This is a genomic window from Mycolicibacterium iranicum (genome assembly GCF_002101705.1).
Lineage (GTDB): Bacteria > Actinomycetota > Actinomycetes > Mycobacteriales > Mycobacteriaceae > Mycobacterium > Mycobacterium iranicum.
The window spans coordinates 128,519-144,542 of record NZ_LQPC01000027.1 but is presented as its reverse complement, the minus strand read 5'-3'; the positions used below and the strand labels follow the sequence as shown (position 1 = coordinate 144,542).

Annotated in this window: 13 protein-coding genes and 1 tRNA gene; 9 read left to right on the top strand and 5 right to left on the bottom strand. The window is 67.4% G+C overall.

Annotation, left to right across the window (positions count from 1 at the left end; all coding sequences use genetic code 11):
* Positions 1 to 15: 15 nt before the first annotated feature.
* Positions 16 to 1,407 (top strand): glycine--tRNA ligase, encoded by a 1,392-nt coding sequence (locus AWC12_RS10155; protein ID WP_024445303.1) that lies wholly within the window; start codon positions 16 to 18, stop codon positions 1,405 to 1,407.
* A gap of 160 nt (positions 1,408 to 1,567) precedes the next feature.
* On the opposite strand, the gene AWC12_RS10150 is transcribed toward AWC12_RS10155, so the two are convergent.
* Entirely contained in the window at positions 1,568 to 3,595 is a 2,028-nt protein-coding gene (locus AWC12_RS10150; protein ID WP_085174039.1) for a TPM domain-containing protein, read from the bottom strand.
* Positions 3,596 to 3,669: 74 nt separating this feature from the next.
* Between AWC12_RS10150 and AWC12_RS10145 the strand changes: the two genes are divergently transcribed.
* The 3 genes from AWC12_RS10145 to AWC12_RS10135 are packed head-to-tail and all read left to right on the top strand — an operon-like array spanning position 3,670 to position 7,293.
* Positions 3,670 to 4,944 (top strand): deoxyguanosinetriphosphate triphosphohydrolase, encoded by a 1,275-nt coding sequence (locus AWC12_RS10145; RefSeq protein WP_024445305.1) that lies wholly within the window; start codon positions 3,670 to 3,672, stop codon positions 4,942 to 4,944.
* A 31-nt stretch (positions 4,945 to 4,975) separates the two neighbouring features.
* Complete coding sequence (gene dnaG, locus AWC12_RS10140) at positions 4,976 to 6,928, top strand: DNA primase (RefSeq protein WP_024445306.1); 1,953 nt, start codon at positions 4,976 to 4,978, stop codon at positions 6,926 to 6,928.
* 59 nt (positions 6,929 to 6,987) lie between these two features.
* Positions 6,988 to 7,293: a DUF7155 family protein gene (locus tag AWC12_RS10135; protein WP_024445307.1), complete on the top strand. Its 306-nt coding sequence runs from the start codon at positions 6,988 to 6,990 to the stop codon at positions 7,291 to 7,293.
* Between the two features lies 1 nt (position 7,294).
* On the opposite strand, the gene AWC12_RS10130 is transcribed toward AWC12_RS10135, so the two are convergent.
* On the bottom strand, positions 7,295 to 7,546 hold the full coding sequence (locus AWC12_RS10130) for a hypothetical protein (protein ID WP_024445308.1): 252 nt from the start codon (positions 7,544 to 7,546) through the stop codon (positions 7,295 to 7,297).
* A 155-nt stretch (positions 7,547 to 7,701) separates the two neighbouring features.
* On the opposite strand from AWC12_RS10130, the gene AWC12_RS10125 reads away from it, so the two are divergent.
* Positions 7,702 to 7,777 (top strand) — tRNA-Asn (locus AWC12_RS10125).
* 116 nt (positions 7,778 to 7,893) lie between these two features.
* Entirely contained in the window at positions 7,894 to 8,388 is a 495-nt protein-coding gene (locus AWC12_RS10120; protein ID WP_085174179.1) for an LppP/LprE family lipoprotein, read from the top strand.
* 6 nt (positions 8,389 to 8,394) lie between these two features.
* On the opposite strand, the gene AWC12_RS10115 is transcribed toward AWC12_RS10120, so the two are convergent.
* Positions 8,395 to 10,356: an acyl-CoA dehydrogenase family protein gene (locus AWC12_RS10115; RefSeq protein ID WP_085174037.1), complete on the bottom strand. Its 1,962-nt coding sequence runs from the start codon at positions 10,354 to 10,356 to the stop codon at positions 8,395 to 8,397.
* 102 nt (positions 10,357 to 10,458) lie between these two features.
* Between AWC12_RS10115 and AWC12_RS10110 the strand changes: the two genes are divergently transcribed.
* Positions 10,459 to 11,193 (top strand): VIT1/CCC1 transporter family protein, encoded by a 735-nt coding sequence (locus AWC12_RS10110; RefSeq protein ID WP_024445311.1) that lies wholly within the window; start codon positions 10,459 to 10,461, stop codon positions 11,191 to 11,193.
* A gap of 63 nt (positions 11,194 to 11,256) precedes the next feature.
* On the opposite strand, the gene AWC12_RS10105 is transcribed toward AWC12_RS10110, so the two are convergent.
* Both AWC12_RS10105 and AWC12_RS10100 read right to left on the bottom strand, forming a co-directional pair.
* Positions 11,257 to 12,465, bottom strand: a complete 1,209-nt coding sequence (locus AWC12_RS10105) for an MFS transporter (RefSeq protein WP_024445312.1) — start codon at positions 12,463 to 12,465, stop codon at positions 11,257 to 11,259.
* 105 nt (positions 12,466 to 12,570) lie between these two features.
* The gene (locus AWC12_RS10100) at positions 12,571 to 13,011 is read right to left on the bottom strand and encodes a MarR family winged helix-turn-helix transcriptional regulator (RefSeq protein ID WP_024445313.1); all 441 of its coding nucleotides are present in this window, start codon (positions 13,009 to 13,011) and stop codon (positions 12,571 to 12,573) included.
* Positions 13,012 to 13,125: 114 nt separating this feature from the next.
* Between AWC12_RS10100 and AWC12_RS10095 the strand changes: the two genes are divergently transcribed.
* Both AWC12_RS10095 and AWC12_RS10090 read left to right on the top strand, forming a co-directional pair.
* Positions 13,126 to 15,174, top strand: a complete 2,049-nt coding sequence (locus AWC12_RS10095; RefSeq protein WP_024445314.1) for an ABC transporter ATP-binding protein — start codon at positions 13,126 to 13,128, stop codon at positions 15,172 to 15,174.
* Positions 15,171 to 16,019, top strand: coding sequence for a CbiQ family ECF transporter T component (locus tag AWC12_RS10090; protein ID WP_024445315.1), 849 nt, complete (start codon positions 15,171 to 15,173; stop codon positions 16,017 to 16,019). Before AWC12_RS10095 ends, AWC12_RS10090 begins: the two co-directional genes overlap by 4 nt.
* The last annotated feature ends 5 nt before the right edge of the window (positions 16,020 to 16,024 follow it).

Here is a 16,024-nt window from a genome sequence, read left to right as displayed (position 1 = left end):
CTACGCTGTCAACCCGTGGCTCCGTCATCGATCATCGACACCGTTGCAAACCTGGCGAAACGCCGTGGCCTCGTCTTCCAGTCCGGCGAGATCTACGGCGGCACCAAGTCTGCCTGGGATTACGGGCCACTGGGCGTTGAGTTCAAAGAGAACATCAAAAGGCAGTGGTGGCGGTCGGTGGTCACCGGTCGCGACGATGTCGTCGGCCTCGACAGCGCGATCATCCTGCCGCGTCAGGTGTGGGTCGCCTCCGGCCATGTCGACGTGTTCAACGACCCGCTGGTCGAATGCCTGAACTGCCACAAGCGCCACCGGCAGGATCACATGCAGGAGGCGTACGCGCAGAAGAAGGGTCTCCAGGACCCGGACGCGGTGCCGATGGACGACATCGTGTGCCCCGACTGCGGGACCAAAGGCCAGTGGACGGAACCGCGCGACTTCAACATGATGCTCAAGACCTACCTCGGCCCGATCGAGACCGAGGAGGGGCTGCACTACCTGCGACCCGAGACTGCGCAGGGCATCTTCGTCAACTTCGCCAACGTGGTGACGACCGCGCGCAAGAAGCCGCCGTTCGGTATCGGCCAGATCGGTAAGAGCTTCCGCAACGAGATCACCCCGGGCAACTTCATCTTCCGCACCCGCGAGTTCGAACAGATGGAGATGGAGTTCTTCGTCGAGCCGTCGACAGCGCCGGAGTGGCACCGGTACTGGATCGACACGCGGCTGCAGTGGTACATCGATCTGGGCATCAACCCGGAGAATCTGCGGCTCTACGAGCACCCGCTGGAAAAGCTGTCGCACTACTCGGCGGGTACCACCGACATCGAGTACAAGTTCGGTTTCGCGGGCAACCCGTGGGGTGAGCTGGAGGGTATCGCCAACCGCACTGACTTCGACTTATCCACGCACGCAAAGCATTCCGGTGTCGATCTGTCGTTCTACGATCAGGCCAACGACACTCGGTTCGTGCCGTATGTCATCGAACCGGCAGCCGGCCTGACGCGCTCGCTGATGGCATTCCTGGTCGACGCCTATCACGAGGATGAGGCACCGAACGCCAAAGGCGGCGTCGACAAGCGCACCGTCTTGAAGCTCGATCCACGACTGGCGCCCGTCAAGGCTGCGGTGCTACCGCTGTCGCGCCATGCCGACCTGTCGCCGAAGGCCCGTGATCTTGCCGCCGAGTTGCGCACGTCGTGGAACGTCGAGTTCGACGACGCCGGTGCCATCGGTCGCCGCTACCGCCGCCAGGACGAGATCGGCACACCGTACTGCGTGACGCTGGACTTCGACTCGCTGGAGGATCACGCCGTCACGATCCGCGAGCGCGACGCGATGACGCAGGAGCGCGTGGCCATCACCGAGGTGAGCAACTACCTGGCGACCCGCCTCAAGGGCTGCTAACCCGCACCGCGAGCGCGCGTGTCTGCACAGCGGCACGCGGTGTTTGGCGTGCTTTCGCGCGCGCTCGCTGCCGATGACCGTGCCAGTATTCGCACCGATAGCGGTGTGTCGGCGGGCTGACACGCGCGCTCGCGGGGCAGGTGGGCAAGTCGCCGCCGCCCTAGAAGCGGCCGCCGCCTCCGCTGTAGCTGCGGCCCGACGACCGCGACGCGCCCCCGAACGACGACGGCCGGCCCAGGCCGCGCCCGCCGCCGAAGCCGCCGCCGAAACCGCCCCGCATCGCGCTGCCGAGGATGTTGCCGATCAGGATGCCGCCGATCACCGCTCCCATGTCGGAACCGCCGCCACCCCAGGTGCCGCCTCCGCCACCCCATCCGCCGAAGTGCTGCTGGGCGGCGTTGACGTCGTTGTTGGCCAACGATTGTGCCTGTGCGGCAAGGGTTGACGCGCCGTTGGCGTGTGCGATGGCCTCGCTGAGGTTGGTCTCCTTCTTGTCCTGGGCGGCCTGCAGTTGCCGGACCGCCTCGGCCAGCCGCGTGCGCGCCTCGGGTCCGATGCTGCCGCGGCGGGTGTCGATGAAATCCGAGACACCGCGCACCCGCGACTGCGCGGTCATCAGCGCCTGGTCGTAGGCGCGGCTCATCCGCTCCACCGCGGCGCGCTCTTCGGCGACGCTAGCCAGCAGTAGATCGAGGTCTGCGTCGGCCTTCGTCAGCCGGGTGAAGGCGCCGAGCGGATCCGAGTTGCCTGAGTGCTGCGCATCGGCGACGGCCTTGCTCGCCGCGTCGCGCGCCACCTCGAGCTCTGCCCGGCGTGCGCTGTTCGCCTGCTGCAGTTGTGTTGTTGCAGCGGCGATACCGTTCTGGATGTCGGCAATAGCCGCGGGTAGCGAGGCCACCGCCCGGTTGATGTCGCTGCCCACCGAATCGATCGCATCGAGCAGCATCCTGGCCTGTCCGAGCGACGACTCGGCGGCCCGGACCGCGTCGACGAGACCCATCTGCTGACCCGCCGGGCGGGCCACCAGAGCCCTTGCGGCGCTGATGGTTTGGTCAGCGAACGTCAGACGCTCCTTGGCGGTGGCGATATTGTCGGCCACCGAGGCCAGCGCGGCCGCATCGAACTGGGTGTGCAGCGCGGCGAGTGCCTGTTCGGCCGGACCGAGCCGCGCGGTCAGATCGACCATCTGCTGGGTCAGGCCGTCGAGCCGGGTCGGCGCGTTGATGACGAGGTCGCGAAGCTTCTCGAACGCCTCGCCCTGGGCCTCCAATTCGTCGTCGGCGCGGGCGGCGGCCACGATGGACCGGGTCAGCAGATCGCGACGTTGCTGCACAGTTTCCGGTACGGCGTCATCCAGGATTTGTCGCACGTTGAACGCCTGCGCCAACGCTGTGCGAGCGTTGTCGACCGCGCGGGTGAACGGCGCCGTTCGGTCGGCGCCGAACTCCTCGACGGCCAAAGCAAGTTCACCCTCGCTGGTGCGCACTGCGTTGTCCACGTCGACGACGATCGCCTTGCTCAGATCGTCGAGCGCATCCAACGGCACGGACGCCAGCGCGTTCGGGTCCGCAGGGTCGACGCGCCGCGCGGCCTCGAACTGCGCTGCGCGCAACCGGCGTCGACGCCGGCGCGACCACAACCACAGCACGATCATTGCCGCGCCCAACAGGGCAAAGATGACGAGCAGTGTCAGCCACGACATCCCACCGCCCGACGACGGCCCCGACGTCGCCGAGGTGTCGATCCCGTCGGCGGCTGCGACGGCCGCACCCGCGAAATCGCCGCTACGTAGCGCCGGCTCGATGACATTGGTCTGCAGGGACTGCGCCGCACTCTGAGGCATGATCGCTGCAGGCACCTGGAACGCGTAGGCCCGTTCGCTCGTCGCGATCGCCAACAGGGCGTCGCGGTCACCGAAGTCGCTGAGCTGCATGGTGGTTCGCGCCCAGCCCGGTGCGCTCTGGCCGAAGGAGTCGACGTAGACCACCCACAGCCGGACACGCTGCTCGTCGTAGAGCTGCGTCAGCGCGTCCTCGACCTGGATGAGCCCCTCGGGCGAGAGCACGTCGGCCCGGTCGGTCACGTAGTCGGGCACGCGGAACGGCGGCTCGGCCGAGGCTCCCGGCGCGCACAGAAGTCCGACGACCACGACGGCGAGCAGCATGCTGAGCAGGCGGGCGACGCGCATGTCCGCCAATCTAGTGCGGCGCACCCCCACGGCTGCGATTACCGGCGTGATCGCCCCTGGCAGACTGTGCGTCGGTGTCCACTGATCTCACGCAACGTGATCCCTACAGCGAGTTCGACCGTCAGCGCCTGGTGGTCGAGCTGCCGAAGGGTGCCGCGTTACCGGGCACAGGTACCGAACACCGCACCGATTTCGCGCGGGATCGCGCGCGTGTGCTGCATTCCGCGGCGCTGCGGCGCCTCGCCGACAAGACGCAGGTGGTCGGCCCCCGGCAGAGTGAGACGCCCCGCACCCGGCTGACGCACTCGCTCGAGGTCGCCCAGATCGGCCGTGGGATGGCGGTCGGGCTGGGCGCGGATCCCGATCTGGTCGACCTGGCGGGCCTGGCGCACGACATCGGCCATCCGCCATACGGGCACAACGGCGAGCGGGCGCTCAATCAGCTCGGGGAAGCGTGCGGTGGTTTCGAGGGCAACGCGCAGAACTTCCGGATACTCACCCGGCTGGAGCCGAAAGTCCTGGTGCGCGAGCATCACAATGAACGGAGCGCCGGGCTCAATCTGACCAGGGCGGCACTGGACGCGGTCACGAAATATCCGTGGTTCCGCCCATCCGAGGGCGGCAAGTTCGGGTTCTATGCCGACGACGCCGAGGCGGCGGCCTGGGTGCGCGGCGACGCGCCCGACCGGACATCGTGCCTGGAAGCGCAGATCATGGATTGGGCCGACGACGTCGCCTACTCGGTGCACGACGTCGAGGACGGCGTCATCTCAGGGCGCATCGATCTGCGGGTGCTCGCCGACGACGATGCCGTCAGCGCGCTGGGGCGGCTCGGCCAGTCGCACGGCATGGGCGGTGGGTTGGCGGCGGCCGACCTCGTCGAGGCGGCCGACAGGCTCTCGGTGCTGCCGGCGGTCGCTGCGGTCGGCAAGTACGACGGCACGCTGTCGGCGTCGGTGGCGCTCAAGACGATGACGAGCGAACTGGTCGGACGGTTCGCGTCGTCGGCGATCGCCGCGACGCGCCACGTCACGGGTCCGGGTCGGTTGGTCCGTTACCGAACCAACCTCGAAGTGCCCACCGTGGTGCGCGCCGAGGTCGCGGTGCTGAAGATCCTGGCGCTGCAGTTCATCATGTCCGACCCGAAGCATCTCGATCTGCAGGCGCAGCAGCGCGAGCGGGTGGAGGCGGTCGTAGAGTTCATCCTCTCCGGCGCACCCGCGACGCTGGATCCGTTGTTCGTCCCGGAGTTCAACGCGGCCGACGACGACGCCGCGCGGCTCAGGGTGGTCATCGACCAGGTGGCATCGCTCACCGAAGGTCGGCTGGAGCGCCTGGAACCCGCGTAACCACACCCGTTGCGGCCTCTAGACTGACCGGGTGGCGGCCGAAGTGACTCGAGGGCGGGGCAGAATCCCCGACCGGGACATCGCCGCCATCCGCGAACGGGTCAGCATCGAAGACGTCGTCGGCGACTACGTTCAGCTTCGGCGCGCGGGAGCGGACTCCCTGAAGGGCCTGTGCCCCTTCCACGACGAGAAGTCGCCGTCGTTCCACGTCCGGCCCAATCACGGCCACTTCCACTGCTTCGGTTGCGGGGAAGGTGGGGACGTCTATGCGTTCCTGCAGAAGATCGAGCACGTCAGCTTCGTCGAGGCTGTCGAGCTGCTCGCCGATCGGGTGGGCTACACCGTCACCTACACCGGGGCGTCCAACACCAACGTCCAGCGTGACAGGGGAAGCCGCAGCAGGCTGCTCGCCGCCAACGCCGCAGCGCAGGAGTTCTATGCCGAAGCGCTGCGCAGCGAGGAGGCCGCACCGGCGCGCCAGTACCTCCAAGAACGCAACTTCGATGCCGCCGCGGCCGCGAAGTTCGGCTGCGGGTTCGCCCCGTCCGGATGGGACACCCTGACAAAACACTTGCTGCGCAAGGGATTCGAGTTCAAGGAACTCGAGGCCGCGGGATTGTCCAGGGAAGGGCGTCGCGGTCCGATGGATCGCTTCCACCGCCGCCTGCTGTGGCCGATCCGTGCCAGCGGCGGTGAGGTCATCGGATTCGGAGCGCGCCGGATCTTCGACGACGACCCGATGGAAGCCAAGTACGTCAACACCCCGGAAACGGTGCTGTACAAGAAGTCCTCCGTCTTGTTCGGCCTCGACATGGCCAAACGCGACATCGCCAAGGCGCATCGTGCCGTCGTCGTCGAGGGCTACACCGATGTGATGGCCATGCATCTGGCCGGTGAGACGACCGCCGTGGCCTCCTGCGGCACCGCCTTCGGTGACAGTCACCTGGCGCTGCTGCGCCGACTGATGATGGACGACAACTGGTACCGCGGCGAACTGATCTTCGTGTTCGACGGTGATGCCGCAGGCCAGGCGGCCGCGCTGAAGGCCTTCGACGGTGACCAGCAGGTGGCGGGGAAGTCGTTCGTGGCCATCGCCGCCGACGGGATGGATCCGTGTGACCTGCGGTTGAAGTCGGGAGACGGCGCGCTGCGCGACCTGGTCGCGCGTCGCATCCCCATGTTCGAGTTCGCGGTGCGCAGCCTGATCCCCAGCGGCGACGTCCTCGACAACGAACCGCAAGCCCAGGTCGACGCGCTGCGCCAGTGCGTACCGCTGGTGGCCAGGATCCGTGATTACGCGCTGCGCGACGAATATGCGCGCCGCCTCGCCGGCTGGACGGGCTGGCGCGACGAAAGCCAGGTGCTGACCAGGGTTCGTGAGGAGGCGACCAAACGCGGGATGCCGGACCGGGGCCGGCGGCGCGCCGCAGCGACCGAGTCGGCGCAGCCTGTAGCCCGCGGCGCGGCCGCAACGGCGCAGGTAGTGGCCCGTCCCGACCCCGCGGATCCGACCCTGTGGCCCCAGCGCGAGGCGCTCAAGTCGGCGCTGCAGTTCCCGGCGCTGGCCGGACCGGTCTTCGACTCGCTGGCCGCCGAGAGCTTCACCCACCCCGCTTACACAGCGGTGCGGGCCGCGATCGAAGCCGCCGGCGGGACGTCATCGGGCAAGACGGGGGCCGAATGGATCGAAGCGGTGCGTGAGCAGACCTCGACGCCGCAGACCGCCACCCTGGTCAACGAGCTGGGGGTCGAGGCTATCAATGCCGACGACGAACAGCTGCCGCGCTACATCGGCGGTGTCATCGCCAGGCTGCAGGAAGTGTGGATCGGACGCCAGATCGCCGAGGTGAAGTCGAAGCTGCAGCGCATGTCTCCGGTGGAGCAAGGGGACGAATACCACGCGCTGTTCGGCGACCTGGTGGCCATGGAGGCCTACCGCCGCAGCTTGCTGGAGCAGGCCAGCGGTAACGACCTCACTGCGTGATTCCGATAGGGGGGTTATGGTTATGCTGCTGCATCCGTCGGGGAGAAGGTGAGCTTTACGTGCTGGTAGGCAAGATCCAGACCAACAAGTCTCGGGTGATCGCCGGGGCCATCGCGGCCGCCGCTGTCGCTCTTCCGCTCTACGCGTCCCTGACCACGGCTGACACCGAGAACACCGCCGCGCCGCGATGCCTCGCGTGGTTCGGCAACCAGGCTGACGGCCACTGCCTGTCCTACTCCAACGGAACCGGCGCCACCATCGGCACGCCCCAGGTCGGCCTGGGTGAGGGCGGCATCTACTTCGAAACACCCCCGCTGCTGCCGGGCACCACGATCAACCGCGGCATCGGCCAGTGGGGCAACTGACCTAGAACGTTTTCTTCGCCATCGACTCCGGCTCCAGAACCTCGGTGCCGGAGTCGATGCGTGTCAGCTTCACCATCGCCGGGTCGGGGGACACCCGCTCAGCGATTTTGCGTCGCCCCGCCTCGATGACGGCCTTGGCGGCAGGGCTCCCGGTGACGGCACGATAGGTGCCCGAGATCTGCTCGAAACGCCGCCTTCCGGCCTTCGTTCCCAGCACGTAGCCGACAGCCGCTGCGGCGACATACCCGATCACAGGGGCCCTCCAGGGGTTGCATTGGTGGTTGACGTGTTGGTGTCCATCCTGCCTCACGCCCGGGGTGCGGCGCCCACCCGGCGACGCATTGGCACGCGCGCGCCGACGTAGGCTAGAGTGCTCTCTGGCCCGCGGCGCAGACCGCGGGAGGGCAATCCCCTGTAGCTCAATTGGCAGAGCATTCGGCTGTTAACCGAAGGGTTGCTGGTTCGAGTCCAGCCGGGGGAGCCACCTCACACCGCCGCATCGCACTCTCGCCGTCGCTTGCGCGGGAGATCGCTTGACGCAACGCCTTTCGTACTGCCGCAGCCGGACCATCGGCTGCGAGCCTGCCTATTCTTATGGGTATGCGATTTCCGCGGCTGCGTATCCGGCACCTGGCATCGGTCTTGCTGACCCTCGGGGTGACTGTCGCCGGTTGCGGTTGGAGTCCGCCGGCCCCGGCACCCACCAGCTCGGCGGCAGCGGCCGATTGCGGGCCCGGCCCGACCGCGCAGGATGTCGAGGCGGAGTTCGCCCTGCTGCCGCCTGCGCCGTGGCGCGAAGTATCGCGGGGCCACGCCGCCGACTGCCGTCTGCAATGGGTGGTGGTCACCTCGGGGGACCAACCCGACAGCCTGCAGCAGGTGCTGTTCTTCGATGACGGGGCGCCCGTCGGTTCACCCACAATGGACCCGCGCCCCTACATCACGGTGACGGCGCAAGGCGAGCACGACGCCGTCGTGCAGTATCAGTGGAGCCAGGGGGATGACGAACCCTGCTGCCCGACCGGCATCGGCACCGCGCGGGTCACTCTCGAAGACGGCAGGCTGACGATCCTCGATCCGATTCCCAACTCCTGACGTCGTTCAGATGACACCCGCGCTGGTCGCGTTCTGCGGGGTGTGCTCGTCGGCGTCCGGAATGTGCTCAGGGTGCAGCATCTCGGCGTAGCGCAGCTGCTCGGGGATGCCGAAGCCGTCGACGAGAAGCTCGGCGTAGGGACGCAACCGCCGGCAGCGGTCGTTGATGCCGCGCGTCACTGCCTTGGCGCGTTCGGTGGACAGGAAGCGGTGTTCGACGAACCACGCCTTGTCCTCCTCGATCACCGACAGCGCGTACAGATCGCACACCATGCCCAGGATCTCGCGGGCCGTGCGGTCCTCGCAGGACGCGATGCCCGCGACGAACGCCTCCAGGATGATGCGGTCGATGTGGGCCTGCGCGACGTGGAGCACATGGTCCTGCACCGAGTTGAACGCTTCGAAGGCGCTCATCTCCTTGGACTTGCTCTGCAGCCGGCGCGCGACCGAGGCGAGCATGTACTCTTCGCGGTCTTCGAACATCTTCACCTGGGTGCCACGGTTGAAGAGGCTGCCCTCTTCTTCGTTGTCCTCGCGGGTGTCCAGGATGGTCTGCATGATCGTCTGTGCCGCAGTGCGTTTCATCACCCGCTCACCGGCGAAGCGGGCCGCGAACCCCACCCATTCGACGGGGCTCATGCCCTTGATGTCGTCGGCGTAGGCGGTCAGCAGTTCCTTGGCCACCAGCTGGAAGAGCACGTGATTGTCACCTTCGAAGGTGGTGAACACGTCGGTGTCGGCCTTGAGGGCGATCAGCCTGTTCTCGGCCAGATAGCCTGCGCCGCCGCAGGCCTCGCGGGCTTCCTGGATGGCGCGGGTGGCGTGCCAGGTGTTGGCGGCCTTCAGGCCGGCTGCCCGGGACTCCAGCTCGCGTTGCTCTTCGGGGTCCGGGTCGTCGGCGGTCTGCAGTTCGTGGCACTTGGCCACCAGTTCGTTCTGTGCGAACTGCAGCGCGTACGAGCGGGCGATCAACGGGAAAAGCCTGCGCTGGTGCACCAGATAGTCCATCAGCAGCACTTCGCCGCCGTCGGGATCGGAGAACTGCCTGCGCTCCAACGCATATCGCGTGGCGATGTCGAGCGCCACACGGGCTGCGGCACCGGCGCTGCCGCCGACGGTGACGCGGCCGCGGATCAAGGTGCCCAGCATCGTGAAGAAGCGACGGTTCGGATTCTCGATCGGGGAGCTGTAGGTGCCGTCGGCCGCCACGTCGGCGTACTTGTTGAGCAGGTTCTCTCGCGGGATCCGGACCTGATCGAACTGGATGCGGCCGTTGTCGACGCCGGGCAGTCCGCCCTTGTAGTGGCAGTCCGAGGTCGTCACCCCCGGCAGGTCCTCACCCTTGTCGTCGCGGATCGGCACCACGAAGCAGTGCACGCCGTGCTTGGTGCCGTCCGGGGTGATCAGCTGTGCGAAAACGGCTGCGACGCGGGCGGTTTGGGCGGCCCCACCGATGTAGTCCTTGCGCGACGCGCGGGTGGGGGAGTCGATGACGAATTCTTGGGTGGCGGGGTCGTATGTGGCCGTCGTCTCCAGGGACTGCACGTCGCTGCCGTGGCCGGTCTCCGTCATCGCGAAGCAGCCGAGGAGGTCGAGGTCGATGAGCTTCTTGACGTACGCCTCGTGGTGACGCTCGGTGCCGAGGTTTTCGACGGCACCCCCGAAGAGGCCCCACTGCACGCCGGCCTTGACCATCAGGGACAGGTCGCTCATCGCGAGCATCTCGATCTGCGTGACGGCGGCGCCGACGTCACCGTTGCCGCCGTGCTCTTTCTTGAAGCCGTCCTCGGCGGCGCCGCGCGACGCCATGATCCTCATCTGCTCAGCGACTTTCGTGCGGGCGATGACGGTGTTCGGGGTGTAGTGCGGTCGGAAGATCTCGCTGCTGAGTTCTAGGCGCATCTTGTTCTTCACGTCCCGGAATCGGCCGTCGAGAGTGTTCCGCAGATGCTCCGCAGTGGTGGTCATATCACGACGGTAACCCCAGATGAGGCCGCGCAAACTGTGATGTCACAAACCTAGGCGATCCTCAGTTCTCTGGCAGTCAACGGCGGGTGTTCAATCAACCGCATGACGCAGTCAGCCGAGGGCCCCCGCTCGCCGACCGGCAAGCCTCACGTCGCTGATCACAAGCACGCCGACGTCAGCGGGGGTTGGTTGCGGGCGGCCACCTTCGGTGCGATGGACGGGCTGGTGAGCAACACCGCTCTGATCGCGGGTGTCGCCGCGTCGGCCAGCGCTCACACGGTCGTACTGAGCGGGGTCGCCGGGTTGCTTGCCGGGGCGTTCTCGATGGCGTTGGGCGAGTACACCTCGGTGAGGACGGCCAATGAGCAGATCGAATCCGAGGTGAGGGTCGAGAAGCGGGCGTTCCGCAAAAATCCCGAGGCTGAGCAGGCTGAGCTGACGGTGATGCTGACCGAGATGGGAATGACACCGCAGACGGCAGCCAAGGCGACCGAAGAGATTCACCGCGATGAATCGAAAGCGATGAATTTCCACCTCGTTCAGGAGCTCGGGGTGGATCCCCGAGAGAAGCCGTCGCCGTGGGTGGCGGCGATCTCGTCGTTCCTGATGTTCGCGACGGGAGCCATCATCCCGCTGATCCCGTACCTGCTCGGCTTCGAGTCGCTGTGGGCCGGACTGGCGTGCGGCGGCGTGGGCCTGCTGCTCGCCGGCGGCGCCGCGGCGAGGTTCACGCGTCGGCCGATCACGCTGGGCGCACTTCGCCAGCTGGTCCTCGGGCTGGCGGCTGTCGGTGCGACGTATCTGGTCGGTTACCTCATCGGCGCGACGGTCACCTGACCCGGCACGGCCTTGACCGTCGATAGTTCTTGGGCAGCAGCGTTATTCGTGACGCGCTCCCGGTCAGCTCCCGACGGTGACCGCAGTGGCCTCGTCGCTGAGCTCGTCGATCTCGGATTCCGGTGCGTCGACCTGGGTGAGGTGCCCGCGCACGCAGAACAGCACCACGGCCGCCAGTAGCACCGCGCCGGCACCGACCCAGAACGGCAGGTGCTCGCTGACCTGTTCGCCCAGCACACCGGCGAGCCACGGCGCGACAGCGGCGCCGCCGAAGCGCATGAAGCTGTAGGCGGCTGACGCGACGCCGCGATCGACCGGGGCGGCCTTCATCACGGTTTCGGTGATCAGTGTGTTGTTGATGCCGATCCACAGCCCGGCCACCACGACACAGGTCGCAAGGACGATCTTCTCGTCGGTCCACACCGCCATCGTCACCAACGTCGCGGTCATCAGCAGCAGGTTGACGACCAGTGTCGGCACCGTACCGAACCGGTGTTGCAGGCGCGGCGCGACGAACACCGACGTGAACGCCAGCGCGAGGCCCCATCCGAAGAAGATCAGGCCGATCTCGTGTGCGCCGAGGTCGAGCGGGAACGGCGTGAACGCCAGCAGCGTAAAGAAGCCGAAGTTGTAGAGAAGCGCGGTCAAGCCGACGCCGAACAGGCCGCGGTGACGCAGCGCGCGGAACGGATCAGCTAGGGAGGTGGCGCGTTCGGCGCGGGGCGTGGCGGGCAGCAGGAAGGCAGTCACGACGAGAGCGAGCGCCATCAGCGCGGAGACTCCGAAGAACGGTCCGCGCCACGAGATGGAGCCGAGGACCCCGCCGACGAGTGGGCCGACGGCGATACCGAGCCCGAGCGCCGCTTCGTAGAGGATGATCGCCTGCGCGACGGACCCGCGGGCCGAGCTGACGATGGTCGCCAGTGCGGTGGCGATGAACAGTGCGTTGCCCAGGCCCCACAGGGCTCGCCAACCGACGATGCCGGTCACGCTGTCGCTCAGCCCGGCGAGGCCGGCGCCGGCGATGATGATGACCAGGCCCAGCAACAGAGTTCGTTTCGGCCCTATGCGGCTGGCCACGACGCCGGTGACCAGCATCGCAACACCCATGACGGCCATGTAGCTGGTGAACAGCAGCGACACCTGCGAGGGCGATGCATTCAGGTTGTCGGCGATCGGTTTCAATATCGGGTCGACCAGACCGATGCCCATGAACGCGACGACGGAAGCGAATGCGACGGCCCAGACGGCCTTGGGTTGGGAACGAAGCATAGGGGGACTATATAGAAACACTATGGATCTGCTCAAATCAGCCGTTCGTGAACATGTCCACGGTGAAGCTCGGAATAGCGTCGACGCCCGGGTGTCCGCAGGACGTCAGCGACTTGTGACGCTCGGGGTGGTGGCGTCTTCGATGATGCGCTTCATGATGACGACCGCTTGAGTCAGGCATTCGCGATCGGCGTCGGACAATTGCTCCAGATAGGGGTCGACCGCCGCGCCGCGGTCGGCACGCGCCTGGCGCAGCGCGGCGACACCCTCCGCCGTGATCCGGATCAGGACTGCGCGAGCGTCGTTGGGATCGGCTGCGCGAGTCACCATTCCGGCGTCTTCGAGGCGCCGCACCTGCGTGGTCATCGTCGGCTGCGAGCAGTGGTCGAGCGCGGCCAGATCAGAGATTCGCGCTTCTCCTCTGTCCTCGATCGTGGACAATAGGCGTGCCTGCGCGAACGGAACGGGCATCCGTAACCGCTGATTGGCGAGCCGGTTGATCCGAGCCACCACGGCGAGCAGGTCTGATCCGAGAGTCGACGACATTCGGCCATAGTTACATAGGTTTACTATGTTTTTCAAATGTCGTCGGTGCGCGGAGTGTCGCCGGTCACAACCCGGGAAAACGTTCCGCTCCCAGACGACTGGCAGAATCGAGAAATGACCGCGGCCGGCCCGGAGAGCGCACCTCGACGGACGGGTTCGCTTCAGCCGGTGGAGCTCGCTCAGGCCGCCGTGATGGCGGCCCTGTGCGCGGCGATCGCCATCATCGCCGTCGTCGTGCCGTTCGCCGCCGGTCTGTCACTGCTCGGAACCGTCCCGATGGGGTTACTGGCCTATCGCTACCGGCTGCGGGTCCTGCTCGCCGCGACCGTGGCGGGTGGTCTGGTCGCCTTCCTCATCGCCGGTATGGGCGGGTTCATGACCGTAATCAACTGCGCCTACATCGGCGGTCTGACCGGCATCGTCAAGCGTCGGGGGCGCGGAACGCCGACAGTCCTCGCCTGCGCTCTCGTGGCAGGTGCACTGTTCGGGCTGGCGATTGTCGCCGCGCTCGCTGTGCTGAGCCGCCTGCGCAACCTCATCTTCGAATCGATGACCGCCAACATCACCGGGCTGGCCGCCATCATCGAGCGGATCCCCGGCTTGGAACCGTTCGCTGAACGTCTCACCAGGGACTTCGCGACCGCGCTCGACTACTGGCCCTTTGTCTTCTTCGCCTCCGGAATCTTCAGCATCACGTTCGTCAGTCTCGTCGGCTGGTGGGCGCTGTCGCGGGTGATGAAGCGTCTGCTCGGGGTTCCGGACGTGCACAAGCTGGAGTCATCCTCCGACACCGGCGCCATCGCGCCGATTCCGCTCACGCTGACCGACGTCCGCTTCCGCTACCCCACTTCCGTTCATGATGCGCTCGGTCCGGTTTCGATGGAAGTGCGGCCGGGTGAGCACATCGCGGTCACCGGGGCCAACGGCTCCGGCAAGACGACGCTGATGTTGGTGCTGTCCGGCCGTGAACCGACGGCAGGAACGATCGAGCGTCCCGGCGCCGTCGGGTTGGGCAAACTCGGCGGCACCGCAGTGGTGATGCAGCATCCCGAGAGCCAGGTGCTCGGCACCCGCGTCGCCGACGACGTCGTGTGGGGCCTGCCGCCGGGTGCCGACACCGACGTCGAGCAACTGCTCACCGAGGTCGGCCTCGACGGGCTGGCGGAGCGGGACACCGGTGGACTGTCCGGAGGCGAACTGCAACGCCTCGCCGTGGCCGCGGCATTGGCCCGCGAGCCCTCGCTGCTGATCGCCGACGAGGTGACCAGCATGGTCGACCAGGACGGCCGCGACGGGTTGATGACGGTGTTGTCCGGCCTGACCAAGCGCCACCGCACCGCACTGGTACACATCACCCACTACAACGACGAGGCCGACGTGGCCGACCGCACCGTGGCGCTGGCGGGCCACGGCGCGGCCGCCGACAACACCGAGATGGTGCAGACGGCGGAGGCGCCGGCGGCGACACCGCAGGCCGACACCCCGCGCGGGGTGCCCATCCTGGAGGTCAACGGTGTCGGACACGAGTACGGCAGCGGGACTCCGTGGGCGAAAACCGCTTTGGACGGCGTCGATTTCGCCGTGCATGAGGGCGACGGCGTCTTGATTCACGGGCTCAACGGTTCCGGCAAGTCGACCTTGGCATGGATCATGGCCGGGCTGACCGTGCCCACCACCGGAACGTGTCTGCTGGACGGGAAACCGGTGTCCGACCAGGTCGGTGCGGTCGCCATCTCGTTCCAGGCCGCGCGCCTGCAGCTGATGCGTAGCCACGTCGCCCACGAAATCGCCTCGGCGGCGGGCTTTTCGGTGCGCGACCGCGACCGGGTCATCGCGGCACTCGGTACGGTCGGTCTCGATCCGGGGCTTGCCATGCGGCGGATCGATCAGCTCAGTGGCGGGCAGATGAGACGAGTGGTGCTGGCGGGCCTGCTCGCCCGCTCGCCCCGCGCGCTGATTCTCGACGAGCCGCTGGCCGGGCTCGACGCGGCGTCACAGCGCGGCCTGTTGCGTCTGCTGGAGGACCTGCGACGGCGGACCCGGCTCACCGTCGTCGTCATCTCCCACGACTTCGCCGGGCTGGAGAATCTGTGCCCGCGCATCCTGCACCTGGAGAACGGAGTGCTCGCGACGGCACCCACGGCGGCGGGAGGGATGGCATGACCGCTGCGGCGAAACAGCGCAAACCCCGCCGACAGGTGGTGCTGCTGCGGCCCGTGCCGGGGCGCACGGCGATCCACGAACTGTGGGCGGGCTCCAAGCTGCTCATCGTGGCCGGCATCGGTGTGTTGCTGACCTTCTACCCGGGTTGGGTGCCCATCGGCGCCGTGGCCCTGCTCGTTGTCGTCGCCGCCAAGATCGCGCGCATCCCGCGCGGAGTCCTGCCGACGATCCCGGCATGGCTCTGGGGGCTGCTTCTGCTGGGCGCAGTCACTGCGACGTTCGCCGGCGGAAGTCCCGAGTTCGGCGTGGGTTCGGTGACCGTCGGCCTCGGCGGACTGCTCAACTTCCTGCGAATCACCGCGTTGTCGATCGTGCTGTTGGGGCTCGGCGCGATGGTGTCGTGGACCACGAACGTCGCCGAAGTCGCGCCCGCAGTTGCCAAACTGGGCCGGCCGTTGCGGCCGCTGCGTGTCCCCGTCGACGACTGGGCGGTCACACTTGCGTTGGCGCTCAGGGCGTTTCCGATGTTGATCGACGAGTTCAGCACGCTCTATGCGGCGCGCAGACTGCGGCCCCATGATGTCGACGGTGACCGGCGGGCGCGTGGCCGGCGGCTCGCCTCCGATCTGATCGACCTCCTGTCGGCGGCGATCACGGTCGCGCTGCGCCGCGCCGATGAGATGGGGGACGCGATCACAGCCCGCGGCGGGGCGGGTCAGATCTCGGCCGTGCCGTCGGGGCCGAAGCGCCGCGACGGGGTGGCCTTCGCGATCGTCACCCTCGTGTGCGGGATCGCGCTCGCGCTGGAGCTGACGATCCTGGGGACGAGCGGAATCCGAAGCTGATCTAC